At 51.1% G+C, this 25,807-nt stretch carries 17 protein-coding genes and 1 tRNA gene; 17 read left to right on the forward strand and 1 reads right to left on the reverse strand.

Translation table 11 applies throughout. From position 1 onward, the window contains the following. Positions 1-160: 160 nt before the first annotated feature. The 8 genes from ACYVI1_RS05130 to ACYVI1_RS05165 all read left to right on the forward strand — a co-directional run bounded on the left by ACYVI1_RS05130 (position 161) and on the right by ACYVI1_RS05165 (position 16,335). Positions 161-1,891 (forward strand): glycosyl hydrolase, encoded by a 1,731-nt coding sequence (locus tag ACYVI1_RS05130; RefSeq protein WP_460907446.1) that lies wholly within the window; start codon positions 161-163, stop codon positions 1,889-1,891. Between the two features lie 172 nt (positions 1,892-2,063). After that, entirely contained in the window at positions 2,064-5,321 is a 3,258-nt protein-coding gene (locus tag ACYVI1_RS05135) for a PQQ-dependent sugar dehydrogenase (RefSeq protein WP_460907448.1), read from the forward strand. A gap of 28 nt (positions 5,322-5,349) precedes the next feature. After that, positions 5,350-6,519 carry a glycoside hydrolase family 26 protein gene (locus tag ACYVI1_RS05140; RefSeq protein WP_460907450.1) on the forward strand — a complete coding sequence of 390 codons (1,170 nt, stop codon included), beginning with the start codon at positions 5,350-5,352 and terminating at the stop codon, positions 6,517-6,519. Positions 6,520-6,567: 48 nt separating this feature from the next. Next, complete coding sequence (locus tag ACYVI1_RS05145; protein WP_460907452.1) at positions 6,568-7,212, forward strand: hypothetical protein; 645 nt, start codon at positions 6,568-6,570, stop codon at positions 7,210-7,212. A 368-nt stretch (positions 7,213-7,580) separates the two neighbouring features. Beyond that, on the forward strand, positions 7,581-10,811 hold the full coding sequence (locus ACYVI1_RS05150) for a SusC/RagA family TonB-linked outer membrane protein (protein ID WP_460907454.1): 3,231 nt from the start codon (positions 7,581-7,583) through the stop codon (positions 10,809-10,811). Positions 10,812-10,825: 14 nt separating this feature from the next. Beyond that, on the forward strand, positions 10,826-12,328 hold the full coding sequence (locus tag ACYVI1_RS05155) for a RagB/SusD family nutrient uptake outer membrane protein (protein WP_460907456.1): 1,503 nt from the start codon (positions 10,826-10,828) through the stop codon (positions 12,326-12,328). Positions 12,329-12,430: 102 nt separating this feature from the next. After that, positions 12,431-14,788, forward strand: coding sequence for a DUF1549 domain-containing protein (locus ACYVI1_RS05160; RefSeq protein ID WP_460907458.1), 2,358 nt, complete (start codon positions 12,431-12,433; stop codon positions 14,786-14,788). Between the two features lie 50 nt (positions 14,789-14,838). After that, positions 14,839-16,335, forward strand: a complete 1,497-nt coding sequence (locus ACYVI1_RS05165; protein WP_460907460.1) for a DUF1501 domain-containing protein — start codon at positions 14,839-14,841, stop codon at positions 16,333-16,335. Between the two features lie 84 nt (positions 16,336-16,419). Here the strand turns inward: ACYVI1_RS05165 and ACYVI1_RS05170 are convergent, their stop codons facing one another. Next, on the reverse strand, positions 16,420-16,755 hold the full coding sequence (locus ACYVI1_RS05170) for a hypothetical protein (protein WP_460907462.1): 336 nt from the start codon (positions 16,753-16,755) through the stop codon (positions 16,420-16,422). A gap of 158 nt (positions 16,756-16,913) precedes the next feature. Between ACYVI1_RS05170 and ACYVI1_RS05175 the strand changes: the two genes are divergently transcribed. From ACYVI1_RS05175 to ACYVI1_RS05215, 9 genes are all read left to right on the forward strand, one after another. Further along, positions 16,914-16,987: transfer RNA gene (locus tag ACYVI1_RS05175), tRNA-Arg, on the forward strand. 184 nt (positions 16,988-17,171) lie between these two features. Beyond that, on the forward strand, positions 17,172-18,533 hold the full coding sequence (locus tag ACYVI1_RS05180; protein WP_460907464.1) for a site-specific integrase: 1,362 nt from the start codon (positions 17,172-17,174) through the stop codon (positions 18,531-18,533). A 6-nt stretch (positions 18,534-18,539) separates the two neighbouring features. Further along, positions 18,540-19,025, forward strand: coding sequence for a DUF6932 family protein (locus tag ACYVI1_RS05185; protein ID WP_460907466.1), 486 nt, complete (start codon positions 18,540-18,542; stop codon positions 19,023-19,025). Positions 19,026-19,036: 11 nt separating this feature from the next. Continuing rightward, positions 19,037-19,303 (forward strand): hypothetical protein, encoded by a 267-nt coding sequence (locus ACYVI1_RS05190; protein WP_460907468.1) that lies wholly within the window; start codon positions 19,037-19,039, stop codon positions 19,301-19,303. 280 nt (positions 19,304-19,583) lie between these two features. Next, on the forward strand, positions 19,584-21,068 hold the full coding sequence (locus ACYVI1_RS05195; RefSeq protein ID WP_460907470.1) for a hypothetical protein: 1,485 nt from the start codon (positions 19,584-19,586) through the stop codon (positions 21,066-21,068). A 94-nt stretch (positions 21,069-21,162) separates the two neighbouring features. Then, positions 21,163-21,498, forward strand: a complete 336-nt coding sequence (locus tag ACYVI1_RS05200; RefSeq protein WP_460907472.1) for a DNA-binding protein — start codon at positions 21,163-21,165, stop codon at positions 21,496-21,498. A gap of 104 nt (positions 21,499-21,602) precedes the next feature. Then, complete coding sequence (locus ACYVI1_RS05205; protein WP_460907474.1) at positions 21,603-21,929, forward strand: hypothetical protein; 327 nt, start codon at positions 21,603-21,605, stop codon at positions 21,927-21,929. Positions 21,930-22,003: 74 nt separating this feature from the next. After that, positions 22,004-23,521, forward strand: a complete 1,518-nt coding sequence (locus tag ACYVI1_RS05210) for a hypothetical protein (RefSeq protein ID WP_460907476.1) — start codon at positions 22,004-22,006, stop codon at positions 23,519-23,521. 645 nt (positions 23,522-24,166) lie between these two features. Then, on the forward strand, positions 24,167-25,807 hold a 1,641-nt coding region (locus ACYVI1_RS05215; RefSeq protein WP_460907478.1), incomplete at its 3' end, for a hypothetical protein.

Below are 25,807 nucleotides of genomic sequence, written 5' to 3' on the forward strand. Positions count from 1 at the left end.
GAAATTCGTCTATTCCCTGAAAAGTACCTGAAAATCAGTTTTCGCTCAGTTTGAAACCCCTAAATCCCCTAAAGGAAACTTTACTCACTCGCGGATGAAGTCCCCTTTAGGGGATTTAGGGGTTTTCAAACAACCCTTCTAACAAACTTACTCTCTCGTTATGACACATATCTACCTTCTGGATACAAAACTCAGCCCCTGCCGTCGGCTACCGTCCAGTTTTCTGCTGGCTGTCGTGCTACTATTCGGTAGCCTGCCGGTTTTCGGGGCCGACCCAATCCGGGTCGAAGCCGAATCGGGCATGCTGTCGGGGGTTGACATAGCCACAACGGTAACGGGGTTTTCTGGTACAGGCTATGTGACGGGTTTCGACAATGCCACCGACCAGCTCAGCATGACCCTCACCGCAGCAGCGGGCCTGTATGAACTGACTATTGGCTACCGTTCTCCCTTTGGCGACAAAGGCATTGATTTTCAACTCAATGATACGAAAGGAACGGGAATGCTGAAACAAACCAGTACTGGCTTCGGCACGTTTGCCGGTGGGAAATTTCTGCTAAAAGGCGGGCAAACAACGGTGACTATTTACCGGGGCTGGGGCTATTTCGACATTGATTACATCGTGCTGACACCAGCCACAGTGCAACTCCCGGCTGCACCCCCCAAACGGTTAACCGACGCATTGGCCACCCCCTCGACGGTTGGGTTATTTTCGTACATCGTTGACCAGTATGGCCATAAAGTCATATCAGGGCAGCAGGACGACGTGGAGTACGTTCTGGAGAAAACCGGGAAAGAACCGGCCATCGGCTCCTTCGACCTGATTGACTACTCGCCCTCACGGGTGCAGAACGGGTCCAAACCGGTTCGGACCAGCGAAGCCTGCATTCAGTGGGCCCAAAAAGGCGAGGGGCGCGGCATCATCAGCCTGATGTGGCACTGGAACGCCCCAACTGACCTCATCAACCAGGCCCCGGATAAACTCTGGTGGCGCGGTTTTTATACCGAGGCCACCACCTTCGACCTGGCCGCTGCCCTCGCCGATAAAAACGGGCAGCGGTATAAACTGCTACTGAGCGACATCGACGCCATTGCGGTGGAATTGAAAAAGTTTCAGGCGGCTGACGTGCCCGTGCTCTGGCGACCCCTGCACGAAGCACCCGGCGGGTGGTTCTGGTGGGGAGCCAAAGGAGCTGCGCCCTTCAACGAACTTTGGCGGCTGCTCTACGACCGGCTCATCAATCACCACCAACTGCACAATTTAATTTGGGTCTATACCGCCACTGACACGGTCAACTCCGACTGGTATCCCGGTGATGCCTATGTGGATGTGGTGGGGCTGGATATTTACGCTACGCCTGCCGCCACGCTGAGTGGCAACTGGGAGAGTGCGCTCGCTCAGTTTAATGGCAAAAAACTCGTAACCCTATCGGAGACGGGCAATTTACCCCTGCCGGATGCGGTTCGCGGTCTGGCAACGTGGTGGTCGTGGTTTTCGGTCTGGACGGGTGCTGATTACATCAAAAAACAGCCCATCGACCAATTGAAAGCGGTTTTTCTGGACGCCGATGTGATCACCCGCGACGAGCTGCCCGACTGGCGTAAGATTACCCCGTTGGTCGTTACGGGGCTGGAACTACCGTTTCAGCTAACTATATTGGGTAATCCGGCAGGAAGCGACCAGCTAAGGTTACAAATCGAGGGCGCAGCGAACCAGCCGCTTACGTTCCGCCTGACGGATGTTACTGGTCGCCAGCGGCTCGAACAAACGGCCCTGCCCACTTCATCCATAACGCAGTATGAACTGCCGTTTAGGGTAGAGACTGGGGTGTATTTCTTACAGGTTAGTAGCCGGAAAGCAATAAGTACTTTTAGGATTATCAAGCTTTGATAAGAAGCAATTTGGCAGAGACTTAATCAACTCGTCCCTGTTGCTGTATCTCCACAGTAACAGGGAATTCGCCTTTTATTTTTGGTATTCAGACAGGCTCTTATGTTTAACCAATTGAATGTGGATTAGCATAATCACATTTGCAGAATAAATACTCTTTAAAACCGTACTTATGGCTTCGCTCAGGAATTCGTTTCGTTCACTGCTGACTTCAACGTTGGGTGGGTTACTGCTGATGGTATTAATTGGCTGGAGCAGTCGCAAGGGCGATAAAGTGCTTATTTTCTCAAAGAACGCCGATAATCAGCCGTCGGCGTCAACTGCTGCGAAGGCGTTCATGACGTTGGCGCAGCAGGCGGGCATTGAGGTCGATACGACGACGAACAGCGCCTACATCGCCGAAGATTCCCTGAAAAATTACCGCGCCGTTGTCTTTCTAAATACATCATCGGATGTGCTGGGCACAAGTCAGCAGCTTGACGTTGAACGCTTTGTGCAGGCCGGGGGAGGTCTCGCGCTGGTCAATGCCGCCGTGTTTACAACCTATCAGTGGCCCTGGTATCAGGACATGCTGGGCGCAAACCCGGCACAACCCGCCACGGGTCAGACCTCGGTCTCCTTCTCCCGAACATTCGATGGCGGTCGGGTCTTTTACGTGGCGATGGGAAACGCGTCCGGCAGTCTGGACAACGTAGACCTCGCCAAACCCGTGCTGGATGGTCTCAAATCAGTGCTGGAAGGTTCCGCCCCCGACTACCGAAACGCACACACGGCCCGGATGCCGGAAGAAAACCGCTTTACGTCCATTGTGCTGGAGTCGTTCATGGACGAGCCGATTGAAATGGAGATTATGGACGATGGTCGGGTGTTGTTTGTCGAGCGAAAGGGAGCAATCAAACTCTATGACCCGGTTGCCAAAGCCACCAAAACGATTAATAAACTGCCGGTTCACATTACGGGTAACTACGAAGATGGTTTGCTGGGGATGGAACTGGACCCCAAATTTGAGCAAAATCACTACGTTTATCTCTATTACTCGCCCGTTGGCACGAAGCCCGTTCAGAATCTGTCCCGATTCGTGTTCACCGGCGACAGCCTGAGACTGTCCTCCGAAAAAATTGTCATGCAGGTGCCGGTGCAGCGCGAAACGTGCTGCCATTCAGCGGGTAACGTTTATTTTGGGCCGGATGGACACTTGTACCTCTCCACCGGCGATAACACCAGTTCCAAGGAGTCGGATGGGTTTTCGCCTTTAGATGAACGGCCGGGCCGCGCTCCGTTCGACTCCCAGAAATCATCGGGTAATACGCACGACCTGCGGGGTAAAATCCTTCGGATTCACGTCGAATCGGATGGTTCCTACACCATTCCCGACGGGAATCTGTTTCCGAAAGACGGTTCGCAGGGCAAGCCCGAAATCTACGTGATGGGTGCCCGGAACCCATACCGCATCTGGGTCGATAAGCGCGGATTCCTCTACTGGGGCGACGTTGGCCCCGACGGGGGCACGGCTAATGAACGTGGTCCCAAAAGCCAGGACGAATGGAATCAGGCCCGCAAACCGGGCAATTTCGGCTGGCCGTATTTCGTCGGCAATAATAAACCCTATGCTGATTTTGATTTCGCGACCAACAAAATCGGCCCGTTTTTCAACCCCGAGCGGCCCGCGAATGAATCGCCCAACAATACCGGCGCAAAGGTGCTGCCACCGGCGCAAACAGCTATGATCTGGTATCCCTACGACAAGTCGGTGGAGTTTCCGATGCTGGGCACGGGGTCGCGGAGTGCGATGGCCGGGCCGTTCTATTACGCCAGTGACTACAAAAAATCGGACGTGCGGTTTCCGACCTATTACAACAACAAAATGTTTATTTACGAATGGGCGCGTAACTGGATTAAAGTGCTGACCTTCAATGACGCCGGCGACCTGCGGCAGATTGAGCCGTTTTTGCCGACAACGTTTATTTCCAAGCCCATCGACATGAAGTTCGGTCGGGACGGCGCCATGTACGTGCTGGCCTATGGGGCCAATTACTTCGCCCGCAACCCCGATTCGCAGTTGCTCCGCATCGAGTATGCCGAAGGAAACCGGCGACCAATTGCGAAAGTGACGGCGTCGAAAACCGTGGGAGCCGCTCCGCTGACGGCGAAGTTTTCGGCGAAGGAGTCCTTCGATTATGACCGGGGCGATAAAATCACGTACCGGTGGGAGTCGGGCAATGGACAAACCTCAACGGCAGTAGAACCTGCCTTCACGTATGCGAAACCAGGTGTTTACCGGCCAAAACTAACCGTGACCGATGCCGTAGGTCAGAAAGCGACGACCGAATTAGTCATCAAAGTAGGCAATGAAATGCCCCAGGTCAACGTCGCTATTAAAGGAAACCGCAGTTTCTACTTCGACAAAACGCCCCTGCTCTATACGGTTTCGGTGCGCGATAAGGAAGACGGAACTCTCAATAAAGGCATTTTGCCCCGTCAAGTCCAGTTTGCGGTCGATTACCTGGCCGAAGGCAAAGACCTTGCCCTGCTGTCCTCCAACAGCCAGAACGCCAGCGACGTATCGGCCAAATACCTGTCGGGCAGGGCGTTACTGAACAATAGCGATTGCAAGTCGTGCCACGCCATGAACGTCAAGTCAATCGGGCCGACCTGGATGGACGTAGCCAAACGGTATAAACCCGCCGGAGAAGGGGCCGTGCCGATGCTGGCCCAGAAAGTGATTACGGGTGGCAATGGCAACTGGGGTAAAAACATGATGTCGGCACATCCGCAGCATACCGAGCAGGAAACGGGCGACATGGTGCGGTATATTCTTTCCTTAGCGGCCGATAGCCCCAAAAGCCTACCGTTGCAGGGTTCGTATCCGCTGACGCAGCACGAGGGCGGCAAAGAAACCGGCAGCTACGTCGTCACGGCCAGTTATACCGACAAAGGCAACCCGGTCACCGGGCCGCTAACGGGGCGTAATCTGCTTATCCTGCATAACCCGCGTCTGCAGGCCGAAGCGTATGAAATGGGCACGGGCGTCGACCGGAAGCATCAGGACGGCAGCGACCAAAGCTGGGTTGGCGACATTAAAGATGGGTCGTCCATCGGCTACAAAAGCCTTGACCTGACCGGAATTGGTGAACTGGTTTTTAACGTGGCCGCTTTGCCCTCACGCGGGGGGCGGATTGAAGTTCGCACGGGATCGCCGACGGGCAAACTCGTTGGCACCGCTTCGGTAACACCCGTTGATCCTCCTTCCGGCGGTGGGCGAAGAGGCTTAGTCTGGCAAGCGGTCTCGACCCCTCTAACGACGGCCAGCGGTATGAACGACCTGTATTTTATCTTTCGTAATGAGCAGGTTAAAGACAAAAATGTGATGGCTCTGGATTGGATTCTGTTTAAAAAAGGAGCCTCTATGCCGCAGGGTATGGGGAAGTGAGGGAACACAGAACAATATCAATCGAACCATGCTCACTAATACCCGCTTTTTGCCGTTCTTTTTGGCGAATTTACTTACAGGTTTGTTTCTCACTGCCACCGGCTATGCGGCTCCCAAACCCAGGTTAATTGACGCAAAAGCCACCAAAGAAACCAAAGCGCTGTATCATAATCTGCACAAACTTGCCCAAAATCACATCCTGTTTGGGCATCAGCACGCCACGGAGTATGGTCATGGATGGAGCCGGGATTCCGGCCGGTCGGACGTAAAGTCGGTGAGTGGGTCGCACCCTGCCGTTATTGGCGTCGATTTCAGTGGGTTGTCGGGTCGGTCGCCGGAGGTTATCGAGCGAACAAAAGAGACGCTGCGAAAACAAATTGTCGATACCTATGACCGGGGCGGAGTAACCACCGTGGCCTGGCATTTTTCCAATCCGGTAACGCCCCAAACGGGTTTCTACTGGAAAGATTCGGTTTCGGCGCCAGCCGTTGCCAGCCTCATTCCGGGCGGGTCGCACCACGGACAATACAAGGAAATACTCCGCACAGTGGGCAGTCTGGCCGGGTCGGTGAAGGGAAAAGATGGTAAACTGGCCCCTATGCTGTTTCGGCCCTATCACGAGTTCGACGGGGGCTGGTTCTGGTGGGGAAAGCCCCATTGCACGCGGGAGGATTTTAAAGCACTCTGGCAATTCACGGTGGCGTATCTGCGCGATAGTTTGCAGGTGCATAACTTTATTTACACCTTCTCGCCCGATTGCCTGTTCAAAACCGAAGCCGAGTATCTGGACCGCTACCCCGGCGATGCGTGGGTGGACATGGTTGGGATGGACAACTACGCCGATTTTGGGCGAAATGGCCGCTATAATCTCCCCGCCGGTATCGCTAAACTCAAAATCGTGTCGGACTATGCCAAAAAAGCCGGTAAGCTCGCGGCTTTCACCGAAACGGGTTTAGAGTCGATTCCTGACACAACCTGGTGGACGAACTCGTTGCTAAAGTCGCTGAAAGCCGAAAAAATGAAACTGGCCTACGTGCTGGTCTGGCGCAATGATGCCCGAAGTCCCACGCACTACTATGCACCGTATCCGGGGCAGGCCAGCGTAGCCGACTTTCTTCGGTTTTATCAGGACCCCTATACCGTATTTGAAGCGGATTTGCCCAGGCTCTACCGGCGAAAGAAATTGCTCATTTTTTAGTCAGCACAACCCCCTACATTCACAAGCTTAACCCCCCGTCTCCCGATTATGAAAACGCTTTTAACCTTTATCGTGTCAATAAGCCTGTTAGTCAGTTTCACTCCAACCAAAAAAATTGGTGTTTTTCAGAAAAGTGAAGACATCGGCCACCCCAAACAGGCCGGTTCATCGCAGTTCGATAAGCGCACGAAAGCGTACACGATGACTGGTTCGGGCTACAACATCTGGTTTGCCCGCGACGAATTTCAATACCTGTTCAAAAAAATAAACGGCGACTTTACCCTCACGGCTGACTTTGAGTTTGTCGGTACCGGCACTGATCCCCATCGAAAAGTGGGCTGGATGGTGCGTGAATCGCTGGACGATAATGCCTCGCACCTGAGTGCCGTTGTTCATGGCGACGGCTTAACGGTGCTGCAATGGCGTGTGACCAAAGGGGCTGCCATGCGCGACCCCGAAGATGAGATTTTCAGCCCGGAAAAGAGCGTTCAAACCGTGCAGGTAGAGCGAAAAGGTACCACCTATACCATGCGGGTAGCGAAAAAAGGGGCCGAATTACAGTCGGTCGGTTCGCACGAAATGGCTAACCTGCCCGATGAGGTGATGGTTGGCTTATTCATCTGCTCCCACAATCCCGATAAGGTCGAACAGGCTATCGTCCGCAACGTTCAAATTACCCAGGCGAAGAACTGAGCCTTACTATAGTCAATTCGGTATAAATTAATTCTTGCCGCCCTTAACCGAAGTTTCGGTTAAGGGCGGTGATCGTTACGGGCAAGTCTACAAGAAAGTTGAGGAAAGAAAACCTGCTTCTAACGCTTACTTTCAGGCACCTTTTTCGCCGATCAGTAAGCTTCATCGTATAACTACGCAGTTAAGTTAATCACGATGTAATATTAAATGACCAAATCCATCTTGTTGTAAAATTCAGGTTAATTACTAAAATAATTAATAAAGTAGGTAAGTGCAGGAAAGTAATGGTTTTATAATATCAATATTTGACTAATCTATTGTCTGTTTTGAATTCCGTTGAGTACCATAAACCCTAAGACAGTAATACTATGAAGAAGTTCTACCCAGTAGTAGCCCTCAGTATAGTAGCTGGTTGTGCTGCAAATCTTGCTTACGGACAGCAAACCGATGTACACAGAACGAGTGGACTACTCAACGAAACTGCGCTGCTGACCGTGCCCGCTCCCAAGCACCCGATGCTGAATGCAACTGCGAAACCCGTTGACATACCGGTATCGGGGAAGGTGATCGATGAGAAGGGAGCCAGTCTGCCGGGTGTTAGTGTTGTTGTGAAAGGATCTACCGTAGGGGCCACTACCGATGGCACCGGCAGCTTTCGAATTGTGGTGCCCGACAGCCGGGCCGTGCTTGTGTTTAGTTTTGTGGGTTATCGCGGGCAGGAAGTGGTCGTGGGCAACCAGTCAACCCTGAATATTACCTTAGCCCCCGACGACCAGACCCTCAGCGAAGTGGTGGTGGTGGGCTATGGTACGCAGCGAAAGCAGGATATCACCTCGGCCATCTCCGTTATCGGCATTGATCGAATCGGCGAAGTGCCCGCGTCTAATTTCACCCGGCTGCTCCAGGGCCAGGCCGCTGGTGTTGTCACCAAACAAAAAAGTGGTACGCCCGGTCAGCAATTCGATGTACGCATTCGGGGAATCAGTTCGCTTGGTGCGGGCAGCGACCCGTTGTATGTCATCGACGGCTTTCCGGTGGGCATATCGGTTGGTCAGAATTTGAATCCCAACGACATCGAAACCGTTTCGATACTGAAAGATGCTGCCGCCACCGCTATTTACGGCGCCAGAGGCTCGAACGGGGTGGTGCTGATTACCACCAAAAGTGCAAAAGATGGCAAAGTTGGCCTGAACTTTTCGGTTGATTATGGCGTGAACACCCTGCCCGATACCCGGAAGGTGAAAGTATTGAATGGGGTCGAATTTGCCCAGTTTAAAAAAGAGGTTCTGGAAGATAACATCCGGTATTTTCAGAAGCGTGAGCCAACCCCCGACGATATTCCCATTGGATTCCGAAATCCCGAACAAACCCAGTATTCGACCAACTGGTATGATTTGATCCTCAACAACAGCGCGCCCTACATGGACGTGAACCTCACCCTTTCGTCGGGGAAAGGCCCCATTAAATCGGTGGTATCCGCCGGGTATTACAAGGAAGATGGCGTGCTTAAATACACCGATTATGACCGGATGTCGCTTCGGGTAAATTTGGCGGGCGAAGTCAACAAATTCATTAATGTGGGGGTCAATCTGGCGGGTAGTTATTCGCGGTCGAGCCTGGCCAATACCGACGGGCGAAGCAATACCGTTGGGGGCGCGTTAATCATGGACCCCCGGTTTCCGGCCTACGATGCCGCTGGCGAACTGATACCCTACTACAATGGGACCGATGGCGTATTTGGTTTTCCAAACCCGTTGTTTGTGCTGAAAAATCTGAAACGAAACCGGAATATCGCCGATGTGCTGGGAAGTGCTTATGCCGAGATTTCCATTTGGCGGGGGCTTAAATTCCGCTCGTCATTAAACGCCAAGATCAATTACAACACCTACAAGGAATTCTCCCCGTCGACCATCGGGCTGCCCGTTCAAAACGGCACCAATGGCGCTCCGCCCCGGATTGCGACCGAACGCGACGATGCCGAAGAACTGAGGAACTTTGCCGCCGACCAACTCCTGACCTACACCACCACTGTTGGCGAAAACCACCGGTTCGATGCGCTGGCGGGTTTTACGGCCCAGCAGGAAACCGTGAAAGGCATCTATGGTTCCGGCAATACCTTCCCCGACGACCTGGTGCCGTATTTGAGCGCGGCCTCCATTCGGTCGTCCAGTTCGATGGAACGCACCTGGACCATGCTGGCCTACATTGCCCGGCTCAACTATTCGTTCCGGGATAAATACCTGCTGTCGGCGTCCTGGCGCCGGGAAGGCAGTTCACGCTTCAGCGCCCAAAATAAGTTCGGTACGTTTCCGGCCTTCTCGGCAGGCTGGCGGATTTCGGAGGAGTCATTTTTCCCGAAATCGAACGTCATATCCGACCTGAAACTGCGGGCAAGCTGGGGCATGACCGGCAACAACAGTTACGCCGTCACGGCCAACAATAACTTCGGTATCGGGCAGAACAACACCAGTGATGGTAACTACGCCAGTCAGGCTTTTTTAGGGATCAACAACTATATTCTGAATGGGCAACTGGTGCCGGGCAAGGTGGTTACCTCGTTCGCCAATTCGGAGTTGGGCTGGGAAAAATCAGACCAGTTGGACCTGGGTCTGGACTTCTCCATGTTTAACAACAAGCTGACCTTCACCTTCGAGTACTACAATAAAATTACGACCGATATGCTGCTGAACGTGCCCATACCGGCTGTGTCGGGCTTCACCAACTCGCTGGCCAACTTAGGAAAAGTAGCGAACAACGGGTTCGAATTAGCCGCCGACTACCGCATTAAGCTGGGTCAGGTGAATTTTCGGACGAACGCGAACATTACCTTCAACCGGAGCAAAATTCTGGCCATCAAGGGCGCCAACGATTTCATTATTCAGGGCGGTTTCTACGGAGGCTACAACATTCAGCAGGTGGGTGAGCCTATCGGCATGATTCTGGGCTACGAAAAACTTGGTATTTTCAACACGCAGGCCGAGATTGATGCCTCGCCCAAGCAGGATGGGGTTATACCAGGGGGCATGAAGTTTCGGGACGTAGACGGCAACGGGGAAGTCACCTACGACACCCGCGACATGAAAATTATCGGCAATCCGAACCCGGCGTTTACCTGGGGATGGACCTTTGCCGCCGACTGGAAACGGTTCGACGTTAACATCCTGTTCATGGGTGCCCATGATTTCGACATCTACCGGAATATCGAAGCATCGACCATGAATATGGATGGCGTGTTCAACGTCCTCGATAAAGCCAAAGATCGGTGGCGGTCACCGCAGAATCCCGGCTCGAACCCCACTGCTAAAAATTCGCAGGGCGGTACCAACTACTTCAAATGGTCGCGCGAGAGCAGCGAACGGTATGTGTATGACGGGAGTTACTCCTGGCTGCGGAACGTAACCATCGGGTACAATATCCCCAAAGTGAAGTCCATTCTGTCGAACGCCCGGGTGTTCATCAATGCCACGAACCTGTTTCTGTTCACCAAATACCCAGGTAATCCCGATGCCGGTGTTCGGGGCGGAACCGAGCTTAATAATGACGATGAGTCGTATCCGGTTCCCAGAACATTCTCCACGGGCGTTAAATTAAACTTCTAAGCGAACCCACAGCCATGAAACATATAACCGCCATCGGCATCATTCTTCTTGGGTTGCTGCAATCGTCCTGCCGGGAAAGCTTTCTGGACCAGACCGACCCAACCCGCATCGGAACCGGTGTTTTCTACAAAAACGAAACGCAGTTAAAACAGGCGCTCAACGGGGTTTACGGGCAATTGCAGGGCATTACCAACACCGGCTATTTATTCGGTGAATTCCAGACCGACAACACAACCCTGGATTTCAACCCCCTCGACCGGGGGGGCGCCAGCGGCTGGGAAGCGTTCGAGTTTTCGACCGTGAACTCAGGAAATGGGGAAATTGCCAACCTCTGGAATCAATACTACTCGGCGCTGTATAACGTCAATTTTACCCTGGAACGGCTCCCGGAAGCTACCGTTGCCGACGGGCCTAAAAAAGAAGTGGAAGGGCAGTTGAAGTTTCTGCGAGCCTACTTTTACTTTAATCTGACGCAGTATTTTGGCGACGTTGTGCTGGTTACCAAAACGCTGGCTAACCCCAACGATGCCTTCGATCTGGTTCGGTCGCCCCAGGCCGACGTGTATGCCCAGATTGAAAAGGATTTGAAAGAGGCATCGGCGCTGCTGCCCGCCAAATATACGGCCACCGCCGATATAGGCCGGGTAACGCAGGGGGCCGCGCTGAGTTTGCTGGGCAAATTATACCTGACCAGGAAGCAATATGCTGAGGCTGTAACGACGCTGAAGCAGGTAACGGGCTTAGGGTATACCTTAAACGCCAACTACGCGGATAATTTCAGTACGACCCGCAAGAATGGCCCCGAATCCATTTTTGAAGTTCAGTATCAGGGTGATAATGACCTGGGCGAGTGGAGCAATTTTACGTATGTTTTCGCCCCCCGGCAATCGTCGAACGCCGTTACCGGCTTTGCTACCGTGGTGCCAAGCGGTCGGAATATCCCGACCAATGACCTTATTGCGGCCTACGAACCCGCTGATAAGCGCAAAGCGGCTTCCCTGAAAACGGAGTACACGCTGGCGGGCAAAACGGTTCAGATACCGTATATCACCAAATTCAATAATCCGCACACCATTGCGGGCCGAACCAACGATAACTGGCCGGTACTCCGGTATGCCGACGTGCTGCTGATGTTAGGCGAAGCCATCAACGAAGCATCGGGACCTACGGCTGAGGCTTTGGGGTACCTCAATCAGATACGTACCCGCGCAGGTTTGGCAGCTCTAACAGGTCTTACCAAAGAAACGTTCAGAACGGCAGTGCTGAAAGAACGACGGCTTGAACTGGCCTTTGAAAATCAACGCTGGTTTGACCTGAAACGAACGATGACGCCTATGGAATTAGCTGCGTTTATGAATGCATATGGCGCCAAAGAGAAAGCCAACCCGACCGTTGCGCGGGGGGGCGTGGCCTACAATGCGCTGGATTATGTCTACACCGACTTTGAGTATTTTCTGCCCATTCCGGCTCCGCAAATCCTGATCAACAGTAAATTAACCCAAAATACGGGTTATTAAGGCAATTAGTTCGTTGACAGGATTAAACAGGATTTTATAGAATAGCACCTGTTTAATCCTGTCAACGAACTAATTGCCTGCTTAATCCATCACCTCAACGTAATGACTGTATTAACCCAATCATTCTGGCTCTGGCAATTTCTGGGCCGTCTGCATCCCCTAATCGTTCATTTTCCGGTTGGTCTGCTGACGGTTGCTTTCGTATTGGAAATAGTTGTATGGCGTCGAAAATCGACCGATTTGCGGGCGGGTATTGCTGCCTTAGTCTGGATTGGCGCCATCGGTTCGGTGGTAGCGGCTGCACTGGGGCTTATACTCTCCAACCAGGAAGATTACGGCGGTAGTACGGTAGCCATTCACCAGTGGTCGGGTCTGGCAACGATGACACTGGCCCTGCTGACCGTAGCTGCACTTCGCTCCGGCCGGGCAAACTTGTACCGGGGGCTATTGACGGCAACGGTCGTTGGTGTCACGTTTGCCGGTCATTACGGGGCGTTGCTAACCCACGGCGACGATTACCTGAGCAGTGTGCTGCCCTTCGGCAAAGAGGGTGGTTCGCCGGGTAGGGGCGGGCCGAAATTCACGTTCGCAAGCGCCGGGCAACCGCTTGATGAGAAGCAGATCAGTGAGTTAAATGTGGAAGTGCGGTCCATTCTGGCGCACAATTGTTATAGCTGCCACGGGCCTGCCAAAGTCAAGGGTGGTTTGCGGTTAGATAAGAAGGAGTTTATTTTCAAAGGGGGCGAGGATGGCGTTGTGCTGGTGGCCGGTCGTCCCGAAAAAAGCGACCTGATTCGGCGCATTAAACTCCCGGCTGGCCACGACGATGCCATGCCAACCAAAGGCAAACGCCTGACCGAACACGACATTGAACTGCTCGAATACTGGATTAAACAGGGCGCTCCCTGGCCAACCGGTGCCGAAAAAAGCATCTACCGGGTAGCGGCTTTAGCACCGCGCCTGCCCGAACTGCCCGACTCCACCGCTGGCCTGGCTAACCCCGTCGACCGATTCGTGAACGTTTATTTCAACCAGCATAAACTGGCCTGGAAGAACGTCGTGGACGACCGGACCTACCTCCGCCGGGTCTACTTAGACGTTGTGGGTTTACTGCCGTCGCCCTCAGCCGTCAAAACGTTTACGGAAGATACGATGCCCCACAAACGGGAACGGCTGGTCAACCAACTCCTCAGCCGGAACGCCGATTACGCCCAGCACTGGCTAACCTTCTGGAACGATGCGCTGCGGAACGACTACACGGGCACGGGCTATATTACCGGTGGTCGTTTCGACATCACCAAATGGCTGTATGCGTCGCTTAAAACCAACAAACCGTATAACCAGTTTGTCAAACAACTCGTCAGCCCGACGAACGAATCGGCGGGTTTCATAAAAGGAATCAAATGGCGCGGCACCATCAATTCGAGTCAGCGAACCGAAATGCAGGCGGCTCAGAATGTGTCGCAGGTACTGCTGGGCCTAAACCTTAAGTGTGCGTCCTGTCATGATAGTTTTATCAGCGACTGGAAACTGGCCGACTCCTACGCCTTTGCCAACGTCTTTGCCGATACAGTCCTGGAAATTAATCGCTGCGACAAGCCGACGGGCAAACTGGCGGGGCGGAAGATTATTTTTGAGCAGTTAGGCACCATCAACGGGCAGGCCACTACCGACGAGCGGCTCCGCGAACTGGCCGATTTTATGGTGCAGCCCAGAAATGGCCGGCTCTACCGAACGCTGGTTAACCGCGTTTGGGCGCAGGTCATGGGCCGGGGCATTATCGAACCTGTCGACGAAATGGATAACCAACCCTGGAGCCAGGATTTGCTGGACTGGCTGGCGTCTGATTTTGTGACCAACGGGTACGACATCAAGAAGCTGATGTACACCATCCTGACCTCCAGAACGTATCAATTGCCTTCTGTTGGCATCCGGGATTCGGGCCTGCTGACAGCACCCGGTTTCGTTTTTCAGGGAATGGTGCGCCGTCGGCTTACGGCTGAGCAGTTTGCCGATGCCGTTAGCCTGGCCTTTAGTCCGATCTACGCCGATACGTCCATTGTCAGGAAATTGTTGCCCAAACGGATTAAGAAAGAGATGAAATTTGCCCGGGCGGTTGTGGTAAAGAACGACCCTTTTTTAACCGCGCTGGGTCGTCCCAACCGGGAAACTGTCAGCACCAGCCGGTCGTCGCAGGCGAATCTGTTGCAGGCGCTGGAACTAACGAACGGCGAAATATTCAACGCGGCTCTTAAGCGGGGATCCCAACAATGGAAAGCCATCTATCCGGCATCGGATGTGCTCGTAAAAACGTTATACTGGAAAGCATTAGGCCGGGAACCTAAGCCGGATGAACTGGCTACGGCGCAGAAAATCGTCGGCTCAACTCCCACGACGGAGGGCATTCAGGATTTAGTGTGGGCCATCAGCTTACACCCTGAATTTCAATTGATTTATTAATGTTTTTTGACAGAATGACAGGATTAAAACATTTCAGACATAGCAACGAGATGAACAACACCTGGAATAGGCGGGATTTTCTGCAAAAAACAAGCGCGGCTACACTGGCAGCGCTGGCGGCTGGCGCTCCGGTATCGAGTCTGCTGACTGGCTGTAAAGACACATCCAAAGCCGGTCAGCAGGCCGCAATCAAAAAGCCGCTGAGAATGCAAAGCACGGCGGATACCGTCATTCTGCTCTGGATGGCGGGGGGTATGGCCCATACCGAAACGTTTGACCCAAAACGTTACACGCCTTATGAGAAAGGGATGGAAGGAAATCGGGTCCTGAGTACGTTTAAACCCGTGCCCACCGTTTTAGATGGCATTCATTTTTCGGACGGGCTTGGCTCCATTGGCAACGTTATGGATAAGGGTACACTCATTCGGTCGTATGTTGCGGCTGATATGGGGCATATTCTGCACTCGCGTCACCAATATCACTGGCATACCTGCTACGAACCACCCCAGACCGTAGCGGCTCCACACCTCGGTTCCTGGATTGCCAAAGAATTAGGCCCGAAAAATCCAGTCATCCCCGCCTTTGTCGACATTGGTCAGCGCTTTACGGTGGGCGAGGCCGAAGAACTGAAAGCCTTTCATACGGCTGGGTTTCTGGGCAATGAATATGGCCCCTTTTTCATTCCGGACCCCAGTCAGGGTTTGGAGAGTGTACGCCCGCCGGTTGGTATGGACGTTAGCCGATTCGAGCGCCGGAATCAGCTATACAACGAACTGGTCAGCCATAGCCCGGTTGGGGAATTTGGCAGTGACTACCAGAAAGAGTCGCTCAAGCGATCGATGGAGCAAGCATACCGGCTGCTGAAATCACCCGAAGCGCGGGCGTTTGATTTGACCACCGAGCCGAAGGAAAGTTACGACATCTATAACACAGGCCGGTTTGGCCTGGGTTGTCTGCTGGCCCGCCGACTCACCGAACAGGGTGCCCGGTTCATTAGCGTAACCACCGAATATGAGCCGTTTAAGGGCTGGGATACGCATGAAAATGGGCATACACGGCTGGAAGACATGAAAAAGCAGATCGACGGCCCTGTGGCGCAGCTCATCAGGGATTTGGATAAAAGTGGGCACCTGGACCGTACCATTGTTGTGCTGGCCAGTGAGTTTAGCCGGGATATGATGGTTGAAGGCCGGCCCGGCGCTAAAGTGCTGGAGCAGGTCAAACAGCCGGATATCCTGTCTGACCTGAAATTTTACGGGATGCACCGCCATTTTACCGATGGATGCTCGATTCTGATGTTTGGCGGAGGCATTAAAAAAGGGTTTGTGTACGGCCAAACAGCCGACGAGCGCCCGTGCAAAACGATAAAGAATCCGGTACGTATTGAAGGAATTCACCAAACAATTTACCATGCGCTGGGCATTGCGCCGGATACGCATTACGATGTCGAACAACGACCGTTTTATTCCACCCCCGACGGGACCGGAAAACCCGTTATGGCACTACTCACCTCAACAGGTAAGGAAACGAAACAAACCCCGGCTTAAGATTAATTTACAGGCCGATTCCGGCCACCCCGATACGACGAACCCGCCAAAAACCTGATTTAGCGGGTTCGTGCTGTTTAGCTGTTAGCCATGTGTCACCAGGCTATCCGGGTAATCAGGCACTTTATCGACAAGATCAATCTTCTCCACCGAAACAACCAGGGTGGCTAAGGCATTTTTAGAGCGTTCGTCGATCATCACTACCCAGTCTGTTTTGACAATACGGTGGGTTTTGTGGCCGATTGGATCGTGTACGGTCGCGTTGGTGGTTTCCCGGCGGGCCATTGTCATGTTGATGGTATCGCCTTCTTTAAACGTTGGTACAAAGCTAAAATAGCCATCAGCCACTACGTTGCCTGCTTTGTTCTCAGCAGCAGGCTCAAAAAAGATAACCTTCAGGTTTTCGGATTGACTACTCATGTGTGCTTGTTCGGAATGAGGCTATTTCTACAGATGGTAACTCCCGGCAAGCCTGAAAGGTTATGTGTAATGTTCCGATCCTCCTTGCAATGACGAACATTAGCCGCCTGTTTTTTGCAAAACAAGCGCAATCAGCGTACTTTTGTGGCTAATAGAATGGTCCCGTAGCTCAGCTGGATAGAGCATCTTCCTTCTAAGAAGGCGGTCATTGGTTCGAATCCAATCGGGATCACATTTTACGGTTTAAGGCTAATCAGGATTCGGGTTAAATCAACTCATAATCAACTGATTAGCTTTTTTTGTTGATTGTACTTTATTAGATTAAATAAGATAAAATAAAGTTAATCCGTCAACCAATCCGTCAACTGGATTATTTTTATTCGTAACTTGGTATCGACCAAACCAAGTTACAGACCATGCAAACCGCCCGCGCTGCTGACGTAAAATTTCTACTCAAAGACCCCCGCGCTACTGACCCTACGCTCGTTTCCTTAGTTTACCGGTACGACAACCGGAGATTCGTTTATTCGACCGGGCAATTTATTGAGCCTTACCAGTGGGATACACCCAACCAACGCGCTCACACGAACCAAAAGGCCCGCGTTGTTCGGCAGATGCACGAAACGATTAACGCCCACCTCGACCGACACCGGGCCGCGTTCGTGCGTGTGTTGGCGTCGTTGCAGTTGGCCGGGGTATCGCTCGATAATGACCTGATTAAACACCACCTCGACAAAGAGTTAGGCCGGGTTAGAGTCATTAAACCCGCAACGATAAAGGCAGAGGAAAAGGAAACGTTTTTAACGTACATCCTTCGGTTTGTTGCTGATGCAAAGGCGGGCCGACGCCTGAACGCTAAAAACGCCCGATTTGCTGATGGGACGCTCAAAAACTTTCTGAAATTCCGTACTATCCTGACCAACTATCAGACGCTAACCGGCTATGCCCTCGATTACGACGCCTTCACATTATCTTTTTACAATGATTTTAAAAAGTATTTAGCTGCACAAGGTCACTCACTCAACTACGTGGGGGCGGTCCTAAACGGGGTCAAAATGCTACTCAAACAGGCGTACCGCGACGGATTGCACCAGAGTACGGATTTTCAGCACCGCGACTTTAAAAAGATTGAGGAGGAGGTCGATACAATTTACCTCGACAATGACGAACTAACGACCCTTTACGACCTCGACCTGACCAAAGATGAAAGGCTCGACCGTGTGCGTGATTTGTTTCTGATTGGCTGTTATACCGGACTACAGTTTTCGGACTACTCGGAGTTACGCCCGCTCAATATTTCGTTTGGGGGCCGCATTTTGAGCGTGACGACCCAAAAGACAGCCGCGCGGGTTTCGATACCCCTTAATCCGAACGTGCTGGCTATTCTCGATAAATACGACGGTGTGCCACCCCGCACCATGTCGAACCAGAAGTTTAACCAGTACCTCAAAGAGTTGGGACAGGTAGCCGGACTAACCGCGCCGGTTGAGCGGACCCGCACACAAGGGGGCATACGTTCGACGCTGACCGCCCAAAAGTGGGAATTGCTGACAACACACACCGCCCGGCGTTCGTTTGCTACAAACGCGTTTTTGGCGGGTGTTTCGACCGTATCCATTATGAAGATTACCGGCCACAAGTCGGAAACTCAATTTATGAAGTACATCAAAGTAACCGGCGAACAAAACGCCCGGCTATTGCTCGACCACCCGCATTTTTCGGGAATCAACCAACCCACCACAAATAAAGATGTACGGCCTATGCACAAGGCCGCGTAAGACGCAATGACTGAACCAGCTTTAGAGTTTGACGCCAACGGGTTCTTAATTCCCTACGTGCCTGTTACGTCTGACTTCGACACTGTGAGGAGGGTATTTGTTGAGGAGTTTCCCACCTCGACCACCCGACAACCAATTTTTGAGCGATACCAGGAATGTAACGCCCGGCTGCGGCAACTACTGCCTGACGGGTTTAAACAATGGGTTGACGGTAGTTTCGTCAGCCGCAAGATAGACCCGAACGACATTGACGTACTGACGTTTATAGATGCCGCTCGTTACTGGCAGCATGAAGAAACCTTTAGAGCGTTACGCCGTGAATTTGCGACCGGAGCCGGGCGGGTTGACGTTCGTGTCATTCAGGTTTATCCCGAAGGCAACCAGCACCGGAATTGGTACGAATCGGATTACACAGAATGGCTATTCATCTGGAGCCAAACCAACACCCGGCCACGCCTGAAAAAAGGATTTATCGAACTCACAATAACTTAATCATTTGAGCCATGCAGATAGAAGACATTTTAGACCACCTGCCAACGACCCCGCACGAACGCGCTGAATTGATTGAACACCTGTTAGAATTTATTGAGCGAATGAACGGGGCTATTCAACGACATGAATCCTATCCCGAACGGGATAATTTAGCCATTGAGCAATTCACAGACCAACGAAACAAGTATATCGGGCAATTAGCCCTGTTGCTCAATCAGTACGGATTAGTGGTGCAAATGCCCAACGCGCCTAACCAAACCGGGCGCGTTGCTGCATGAAACGGTAGGCTTGAAACACTAAACGCCGATGAGGTTGGGGCGGTTAAATTGGGCCGCGTGATGCTGAATTACAATGACGTTGGTAATGTCGCCTGACGATGTGTAGGTGTCCGAGTGGTTGAAGGAACACGGCTGTAAAGTAGTCAATGGAGTACCGGGTGTTACAGTTCCTCGCTCTCTGTATTAACTGACAACCTGATAAAACCATGAATTTTGCCTGACGACCGTTTGACCAACGGCAACGATATTTACTGATAAATGACCAAACCAAGTAAAACCAATGTTAATAACTGATGTACAAGAGCGTATAATGGGCGTTTTTAGTAGAGTCACCAAAAGTTTGTCGAAGGAATTCCAAGAGATAAATTTAGGACGCTCATTTCAAGAAAGAATTCCTTTTTATGATGCCATTAAAACAGAGTTCAAAAATTATTCACCTTTAGCAGAAGAACTGGTTCGGGAGGTTAATTCTAACCTTGCATCTGATTTAAGGCCAGCAGAAAGAGAAAGATATATTAAAAGTCTCAATTCTTATCAATACGAATTAAAAGATGGATATGAGTACATAGAGTCTGATGAATGGATTGATAGAATATTTGCGGACTTTCAAATGATAATTGTATTTGGTCCTCAAGTGGGTAGAACTCCTTTAACAGCAGATGATAAGAAACTCATATTTGAAGTAGCAGATGAGGTCCGGGCTTGCTGCTATGAATATGTTAAGGCAGCAGATGCTATAGCATCAATCATCCATGATTTTTTAGTTGCACATGCAATACCTCCACTAGGTAAGTCTCAAATCACTAGTTCACTTCAACAGAATGGAAATGTTAAATTTGAAAAAGAAGCAACTTTGACATCTGCTACTCAGGAACAGAAACCCAAAGAGCTAGGCCAAGAGAATGACCAATTGAATACCAAATCAAGAGTTGACAGAACGGAAAACTCTAACTTACCTGTACTTGATTTTATTGTTGTTAAGGCTAAGATTTTGGCGAGGTCATCAAGAAACTCTTCGTTAGGTATGAATTTTTTAATATATGAAGACCTAATGAAGTACACCGAATATTTCTTAATTGAGAACCGTAAAAAATGGGATTCAGATAATGATGAGTTAAATGATGAATTGAACAGGTGGTTTATACAGCAATCTGATTCAAAAGTACAAGACCGTTTTGCGAATAGTTTAATCACCCATTTATTCCAATTGTTTGGTCCATTGTGGCGTGACTTGGACAGTATTGTAGATTACTCTCAAGACCCAAGTCGTGAAAAATCGCAAGAGTACATCAATGAAAATGGGGAGTTCTGTAATACAATTAGATATACAGTTCAAAATTGGCTTTTCTGCATTCGGGAAAATATTTTGCACTTCGCCCCCGAACGCTACGCGGAAAGTAAGGTTTTGCTCACTCAATTGATACCCTTTTTCAAAGTTTATGATGAAGAGTATGACTATATACCCTCCTCCCAGCTCCATCAGCCGGGCGTAAAACTCCAATTGAAATGTAGTCCAGCAATTGCCGGTTATATAATTTCAGAATTGATACGGGGAGACTACATAGAGGCTCCCCTTAGGCACGGGAGTATCAACTATACTGAGTTGGGGCGTATATGTTCGCAAATATTTAACCTTCCCAAGCAATACAAGACTAATGCAGAAGGATGGCGCAAAGTAATTGATGTTGACAGTAATAGCGGAAATCAACTAACTGATATAAAACGCTCTAAACTTAAGCTACCAGACCGCACAGATTTAGAATAATTGTTTGGGTTTTACTTTCCGGAAAGTTGCAGGATAGTTAGTGCCCGTTTGGAACCGCCAACTTTGACATGTACAAAATAAAGTACGATTCAAAATGTACGGCACAGTAACGCAAATTCAGATTACCCCCGACCAGTTGACCGAACTGGTACGAGGGGCGATTCGCTCAGAGTTGGCGAACTACACACCACCCGCCCCCGAAGGCTCTAACCTGCCTGAACTGCTGACCCGTCGGCAAACCGCCGAAACGCTGCAAGTCAGCCTGACCACTTTACATGATTGGGCAACCGATACCGACGACCGACCCGCCGTATTAGTTCCCCTCAAAATCAACGGGCGTGTTCGCTATCAGAAAACCGACGTATTAGCCGCGCTCAAACAGCCACGACGGTTCAAACACCAAAAGGCGCAGCAGGGCCGGAGCGCATGACTTACTTACCTACCTCCCACCGCCTGACCTTTCGGCTCGATGCTGACCGGGGCCGTTACATTGTCTAAGAATGTGAGCCGGGGTTTTGCAAAATTCCGCGTGAATTGATTGTTGAGGAACGGCGATTTAATGAAAAGATAGACGCGGAATTTATCCTACGCGGTCCCGAAACCCAGAAGAAAGGAACCGGCAAAGGATCAGGACGAAAAATTACGTTTTTCACCGGGCTGCAACGTACTGACCATTCAGGCGTTTACATTGGCAATGTTATGACGTTCGGGCAGGGCGGAAGTAAGGTCCGTAATGGGGTATTAGTGCAATTCTCGACTGATGCCGGGCGTATGGTCCTCCGCTATTTTCCCGCCTACTACCCTTTCCCAAAAGACCGGGCCGCGTTTGTGTCAGACGTTGTTGGCCGGGGACTACTCTAACTCTTTCCTCACTAACGGACCGCCCACACGGGCACTAACCGCACGTTACACTGTGGGGGCGGTTCTACTATGCCATGTTCGACGGAACCACACTACTTGATGTTTCAGTGAGTGTCGATGCACTACTGGCTAATGACCGCCTAACGTTCGGGGGGTTGGTTGATACGCAAACCGGGTTTGTGATTAGCCCTATACGCCGGGCATTTAACCGGGGGCTGACCTTCCGGCTCGTTCCTCGAAAAACGGGGAATGCCTACCGGGTTGAGGTAAAGGGAAGTATACACAAGTTCCACAACAACGGGCAACACAACGCCGACCAGTTCACCGCCGACGACCTGCTGCTGACGCTCGATCAGTTAGTGAGGGAGTATGGTTTCGACCTGTTCAATTCCAAAATCAACAAATTGGAATTTGGCGTTAACGTTGAATTGCCGTTTCCGGTTAGCCACATTGTGAAAAACCTGATCTGCTACAAGAATCAGCCGTTTAGTCTCGACACCGACAGCGACACGCTGTACTACGTTTGCAATTTGCAACAGTACGCCATAAAGATTTATGACAAAGGCACACAGAAGGGATTAGACTTCGATCAGCTACGGTTTGAAATTCGGGCTGATAAGATGGAATATTTCAACGGTAAGGGCATCCGGCTCGATACATTAGCCGATCTGCTGAACGTAGCCAACTACGAGCCGTTAGGGGTGTTATTGGTCGATACGTTTAACGAGATACTATTTGACGACCCAGCAATCAACCCTGACGACCTCACGCCCTGCGAACGCGAGATTTACCGGGATGGGCGCAACCCGCGTTTCTGGCAGCGACCCGACAACCTGACGTTCAAACAGGCCAATACCCACCGCCAACGGATGAGCCGCGCTAAACGAAGTTTTAGGGCATTGCTCGATCAACGCGGGAACAACTGGCAGCGTGAAGTATCTACGCTCATAAGTCAGACGTGGGGACGACTAACCGCCGTTGACGACAACCTGCTGACACGCATAGATGAACACCGAGCGGCCTGGCAAAACCTGACAAGACCTAACATTTCGCCTAAACAACCGGGGCCGACCTGTCACAAATTAACTGACTATGTTTTGCCAGTGAGCGCAGGTAAGACGGGTGCAACCTGTCACGAATTAACCAACTCCTCAATACCCGGTTTGTCACAAATTAACCCCTTGTATTCCGGGATAAATTGTGACACCCTTAAACCGGACCAGCCACCCAAACCGGGGGCGGTTGTGTGTCCGGTAACAGGGGTGTTGATTGAGCGACCCAGACCGGGGCAACGGTTTGTGTCGGCGGCTATGCTCCGACAAGACGACGACCTGCTATTGCAGTTGCAAAGTCAAAGTAGAGCGTATGCCAAAGGCTCGAAAGAGGATGAATATAGCCGGGCGGCTCACAACGCCCGCAACAGGGACAGCAACCGGCGCAACAACCTACGGCGGCAACTAATCCGGCACAACAAAAAGAAAGGGGGGCAACAATCCCTGTTTCCAGAACTTGCCGTGTTCTTCCTCACTAACGAACAACGGGCCGCGCTCGACTACTGGCAGGGTACGCCCTACGAAGTGCGGTTTACATAGCGTAGGTTCCTTCAGGGGTTTGTCGCAACAGGGCAAGAGCCGCCAACGTATCTAACAATGGCTGTACTTTTTCGGCGTTGGTACGCTGGAAGAAGGCGGCTACCTGTTTAGCACTGAGTGGAACGCCCGACTGTTGAACGGCATCCCCTCTAAATTAGATCTTTCTGTAGGTTTGAGTCGCTGCATAGCCGAATTATTTGGGCGTTGTAGTGCGCCGATGAATCGATGTTCACGTCCACATAGGCTCTCATAATAATCTTCAGGGTATTGAAGCAAAGGATATCTTTAGAGTGACTATTCGGTTGTTTATCTACTTCTCCTAATTCTCGTTTCAGGCTGTCGATCTGATAAGTCAGAGAAAACTCTATCTGTGCTAATAGGCATAAAAAGAATAGCAGTTTTTCATAGAAAAGTGGGTTTTAGGTAAATTTACGCTGTCTACCTGTATTTTCAAACCAGCGAATGTTAGGCCGCCCGGTGACGGTAATATACTTAAAAATACCCTGAATCAGGTATTTGAAGTTTGACTATAGGCATCGACCTTTGCCCTATACAAGCAACGGATTATCCCGTCAAATCTGGCTTTCTATCGCTGGCTAATTATATCAATTCAATCCTCTTTCAAAACCCACCACACCTGTTACCATGAAAAAACTATATCTATTGCTCTTTACCTTCCTGCTTCTCACAGCCGCTAACGCCCAGATTTCGTTGGTCAAAGGCTTTGACCCTTGTTGCCGTGTTGGCCCATTTGAGTCTCTAAACAACCTTATCATTTTCAACGCCAATGACAAACTTTGGTGTAGCGATGGTACAACTGTCGGCACAACGCTTCTCACGGCAAGTGCCAAGTTCAGCAATGCGAGCTACAATCGATGCCGGGTTGGCAACACGATTTTTTTCTGGGCAGACAATGTAAATGAACTCTGGAAAACCGATGGCACGATTGCGGGTACGGTGTTAGTGAAAGCACTGGGGTTTGGCTTTCAGGCTCCCTTGGTTAGCGTAAATGGGTTGTTGTTATTTGGCTTTAAAACGGACGCCACCGGAACTGAAATTTGGCGCAGCGATGGGACAGATGCCGGTACATACATGGTAACTGATCTGAACCCCGGCCCTGGCAATGGAATAAGCTACAATTCACAACAGTCGTCAGTGGTGGATGGCTACTTTTATTTTTCAGGACCATCCGTTTATACCGGTGATCCTGGGTTTGGCTATAGACCCGCTTTATACCGCACGGACGGCACGGCGGCTGGCACCACGAGAGTGACCAATAGTGGCTATTCTCCCTTTGGGATAAATGTTATTAACGGAAAGCTAATTTACCAAGCGTACTATCCTTACACCGATACGTATGGATATCCCTGCTTCCCTTACGAACCCACGGTAGTAACTCAATTTCCAGCCGTTCTGCTGGTGGTTGAGAACGGCGTATCTAACGTATTGAAATATCCTGCGAATGTACCATATTGCGGGAAGTCAATTCCTGCCGGGAATACTTTTCTAAATTCACATAAATTTATTAGGTCAAGCAACTATCTGTATTTCATAGGGCAGACGGAAGTTGTTGGTGGAAATGTTGCTTACAACCTCTGGCGAACGAATGGGACAACCGACGGTACGATCCAACTCACTGATTTTGTCAGTGGTAGTAACGAGGGTCCTTTTGGCTCCATGTTTAGCCACTGGGAGGCTTACGATTATAACTTCGCGGACATTGCGTATTTTCCCATTTATACCAGTGCTACCGGTAGTGAACTCTGGCGCAGTGATGGAACTTCTGGTGGAACATATTTAGTCAAAGACATTAACCCCGGTCCGGGTGGCTCAGGTTTAGGTTCCTATAACGGCACCGGTAACCCTAACAATAACACCGGCCCGCTTGAGCTTCGATCGGTGAATGGTACTACCTATTTTTTTGCCAGCGAGGGCGTCAATGGTATCGAACTCTGGAAAACCAACGGTACCAGCAACGGCACCCAGATTGTCCAAAACCTGAACCCAGCGGGAGACCAGCCAATTTCCAATTTGTGGAATGACAATGTCTATGGTACTTCGGTAGGAAACAAGTTTTACTTCTACGGGTATAATGGCGTGGAATGGGGCCTGTTCGTCACGTCTGATTGCCCGTCTCCACCCAACGTGAGCATTGCTGCTACTCCCTCGCTGACCATTACTCAGGGCAGCAGCACCACCCTGACCGCGTCGGGGGCTACCAATTACATCTGGAACACCGGAGCCACCACCCCCGCCATCGCCGTCGGCCCCACCTCCACCACCACC

It is taken from the genome of Spirosoma areae (assembly GCF_054781775.1).

Bases quoted from the DNA above. Each gene is read 5' to 3' on its own strand.
- ACYVI1_RS05140 (WP_460907450.1), top strand. From the start codon at position 5,350: ATGCTCACTAATACCCGCTTTTTGCCGTTCTTTTTGGCGAATTTACTT.
- ACYVI1_RS05135 (WP_460907448.1), top strand. From the start codon at position 2,064: ATGGCTTCGCTCAGGAATTCGTTTCGTTCACTGCTGACTTCAACGTTG.
- ACYVI1_RS05200 (WP_460907472.1), top strand. From the start codon at position 21,163: ATGTACGGCACAGTAACGCAAATTCAGATTACCCCCGACCAGTTGACC.
- ACYVI1_RS05180 (WP_460907464.1), top strand. From the start codon at position 17,172: ATGCAAACCGCCCGCGCTGCTGACGTAAAATTTCTACTCAAAGACCCC.
- ACYVI1_RS05170 (WP_460907462.1), bottom strand. From the start codon at position 16,755: ATGAGTAGTCAATCCGAAAACCTGAAGGTTATCTTTTTTGAGCCTGCT.
- ACYVI1_RS05195 (WP_460907470.1), top strand. From the start codon at position 19,584: ATGTTAATAACTGATGTACAAGAGCGTATAATGGGCGTTTTTAGTAGA.
- ACYVI1_RS05160 (WP_460907458.1), top strand. From the start codon at position 12,431: ATGACTGTATTAACCCAATCATTCTGGCTCTGGCAATTTCTGGGCCGT.
- ACYVI1_RS05155 (WP_460907456.1), top strand. From the start codon at position 10,826: ATGAAACATATAACCGCCATCGGCATCATTCTTCTTGGGTTGCTGCAA.
- ACYVI1_RS05130 (WP_460907446.1), top strand. From the start codon at position 161: ATGACACATATCTACCTTCTGGATACAAAACTCAGCCCCTGCCGTCGG.
- ACYVI1_RS05165 (WP_460907460.1), top strand. From the start codon at position 14,839: ATGAACAACACCTGGAATAGGCGGGATTTTCTGCAAAAAACAAGCGCG.
- ACYVI1_RS05185 (WP_460907466.1), top strand. From the start codon at position 18,540: ATGACTGAACCAGCTTTAGAGTTTGACGCCAACGGGTTCTTAATTCCC.
- ACYVI1_RS05210 (WP_460907476.1), top strand. From the start codon at position 22,004: ATGTTCGACGGAACCACACTACTTGATGTTTCAGTGAGTGTCGATGCA.
- ACYVI1_RS05150 (WP_460907454.1), top strand. From the start codon at position 7,581: ATGAAGAAGTTCTACCCAGTAGTAGCCCTCAGTATAGTAGCTGGTTGT.
- ACYVI1_RS05190 (WP_460907468.1), top strand. From the start codon at position 19,037: ATGCAGATAGAAGACATTTTAGACCACCTGCCAACGACCCCGCACGAA.
- ACYVI1_RS05145 (WP_460907452.1), top strand. From the start codon at position 6,568: ATGAAAACGCTTTTAACCTTTATCGTGTCAATAAGCCTGTTAGTCAGT.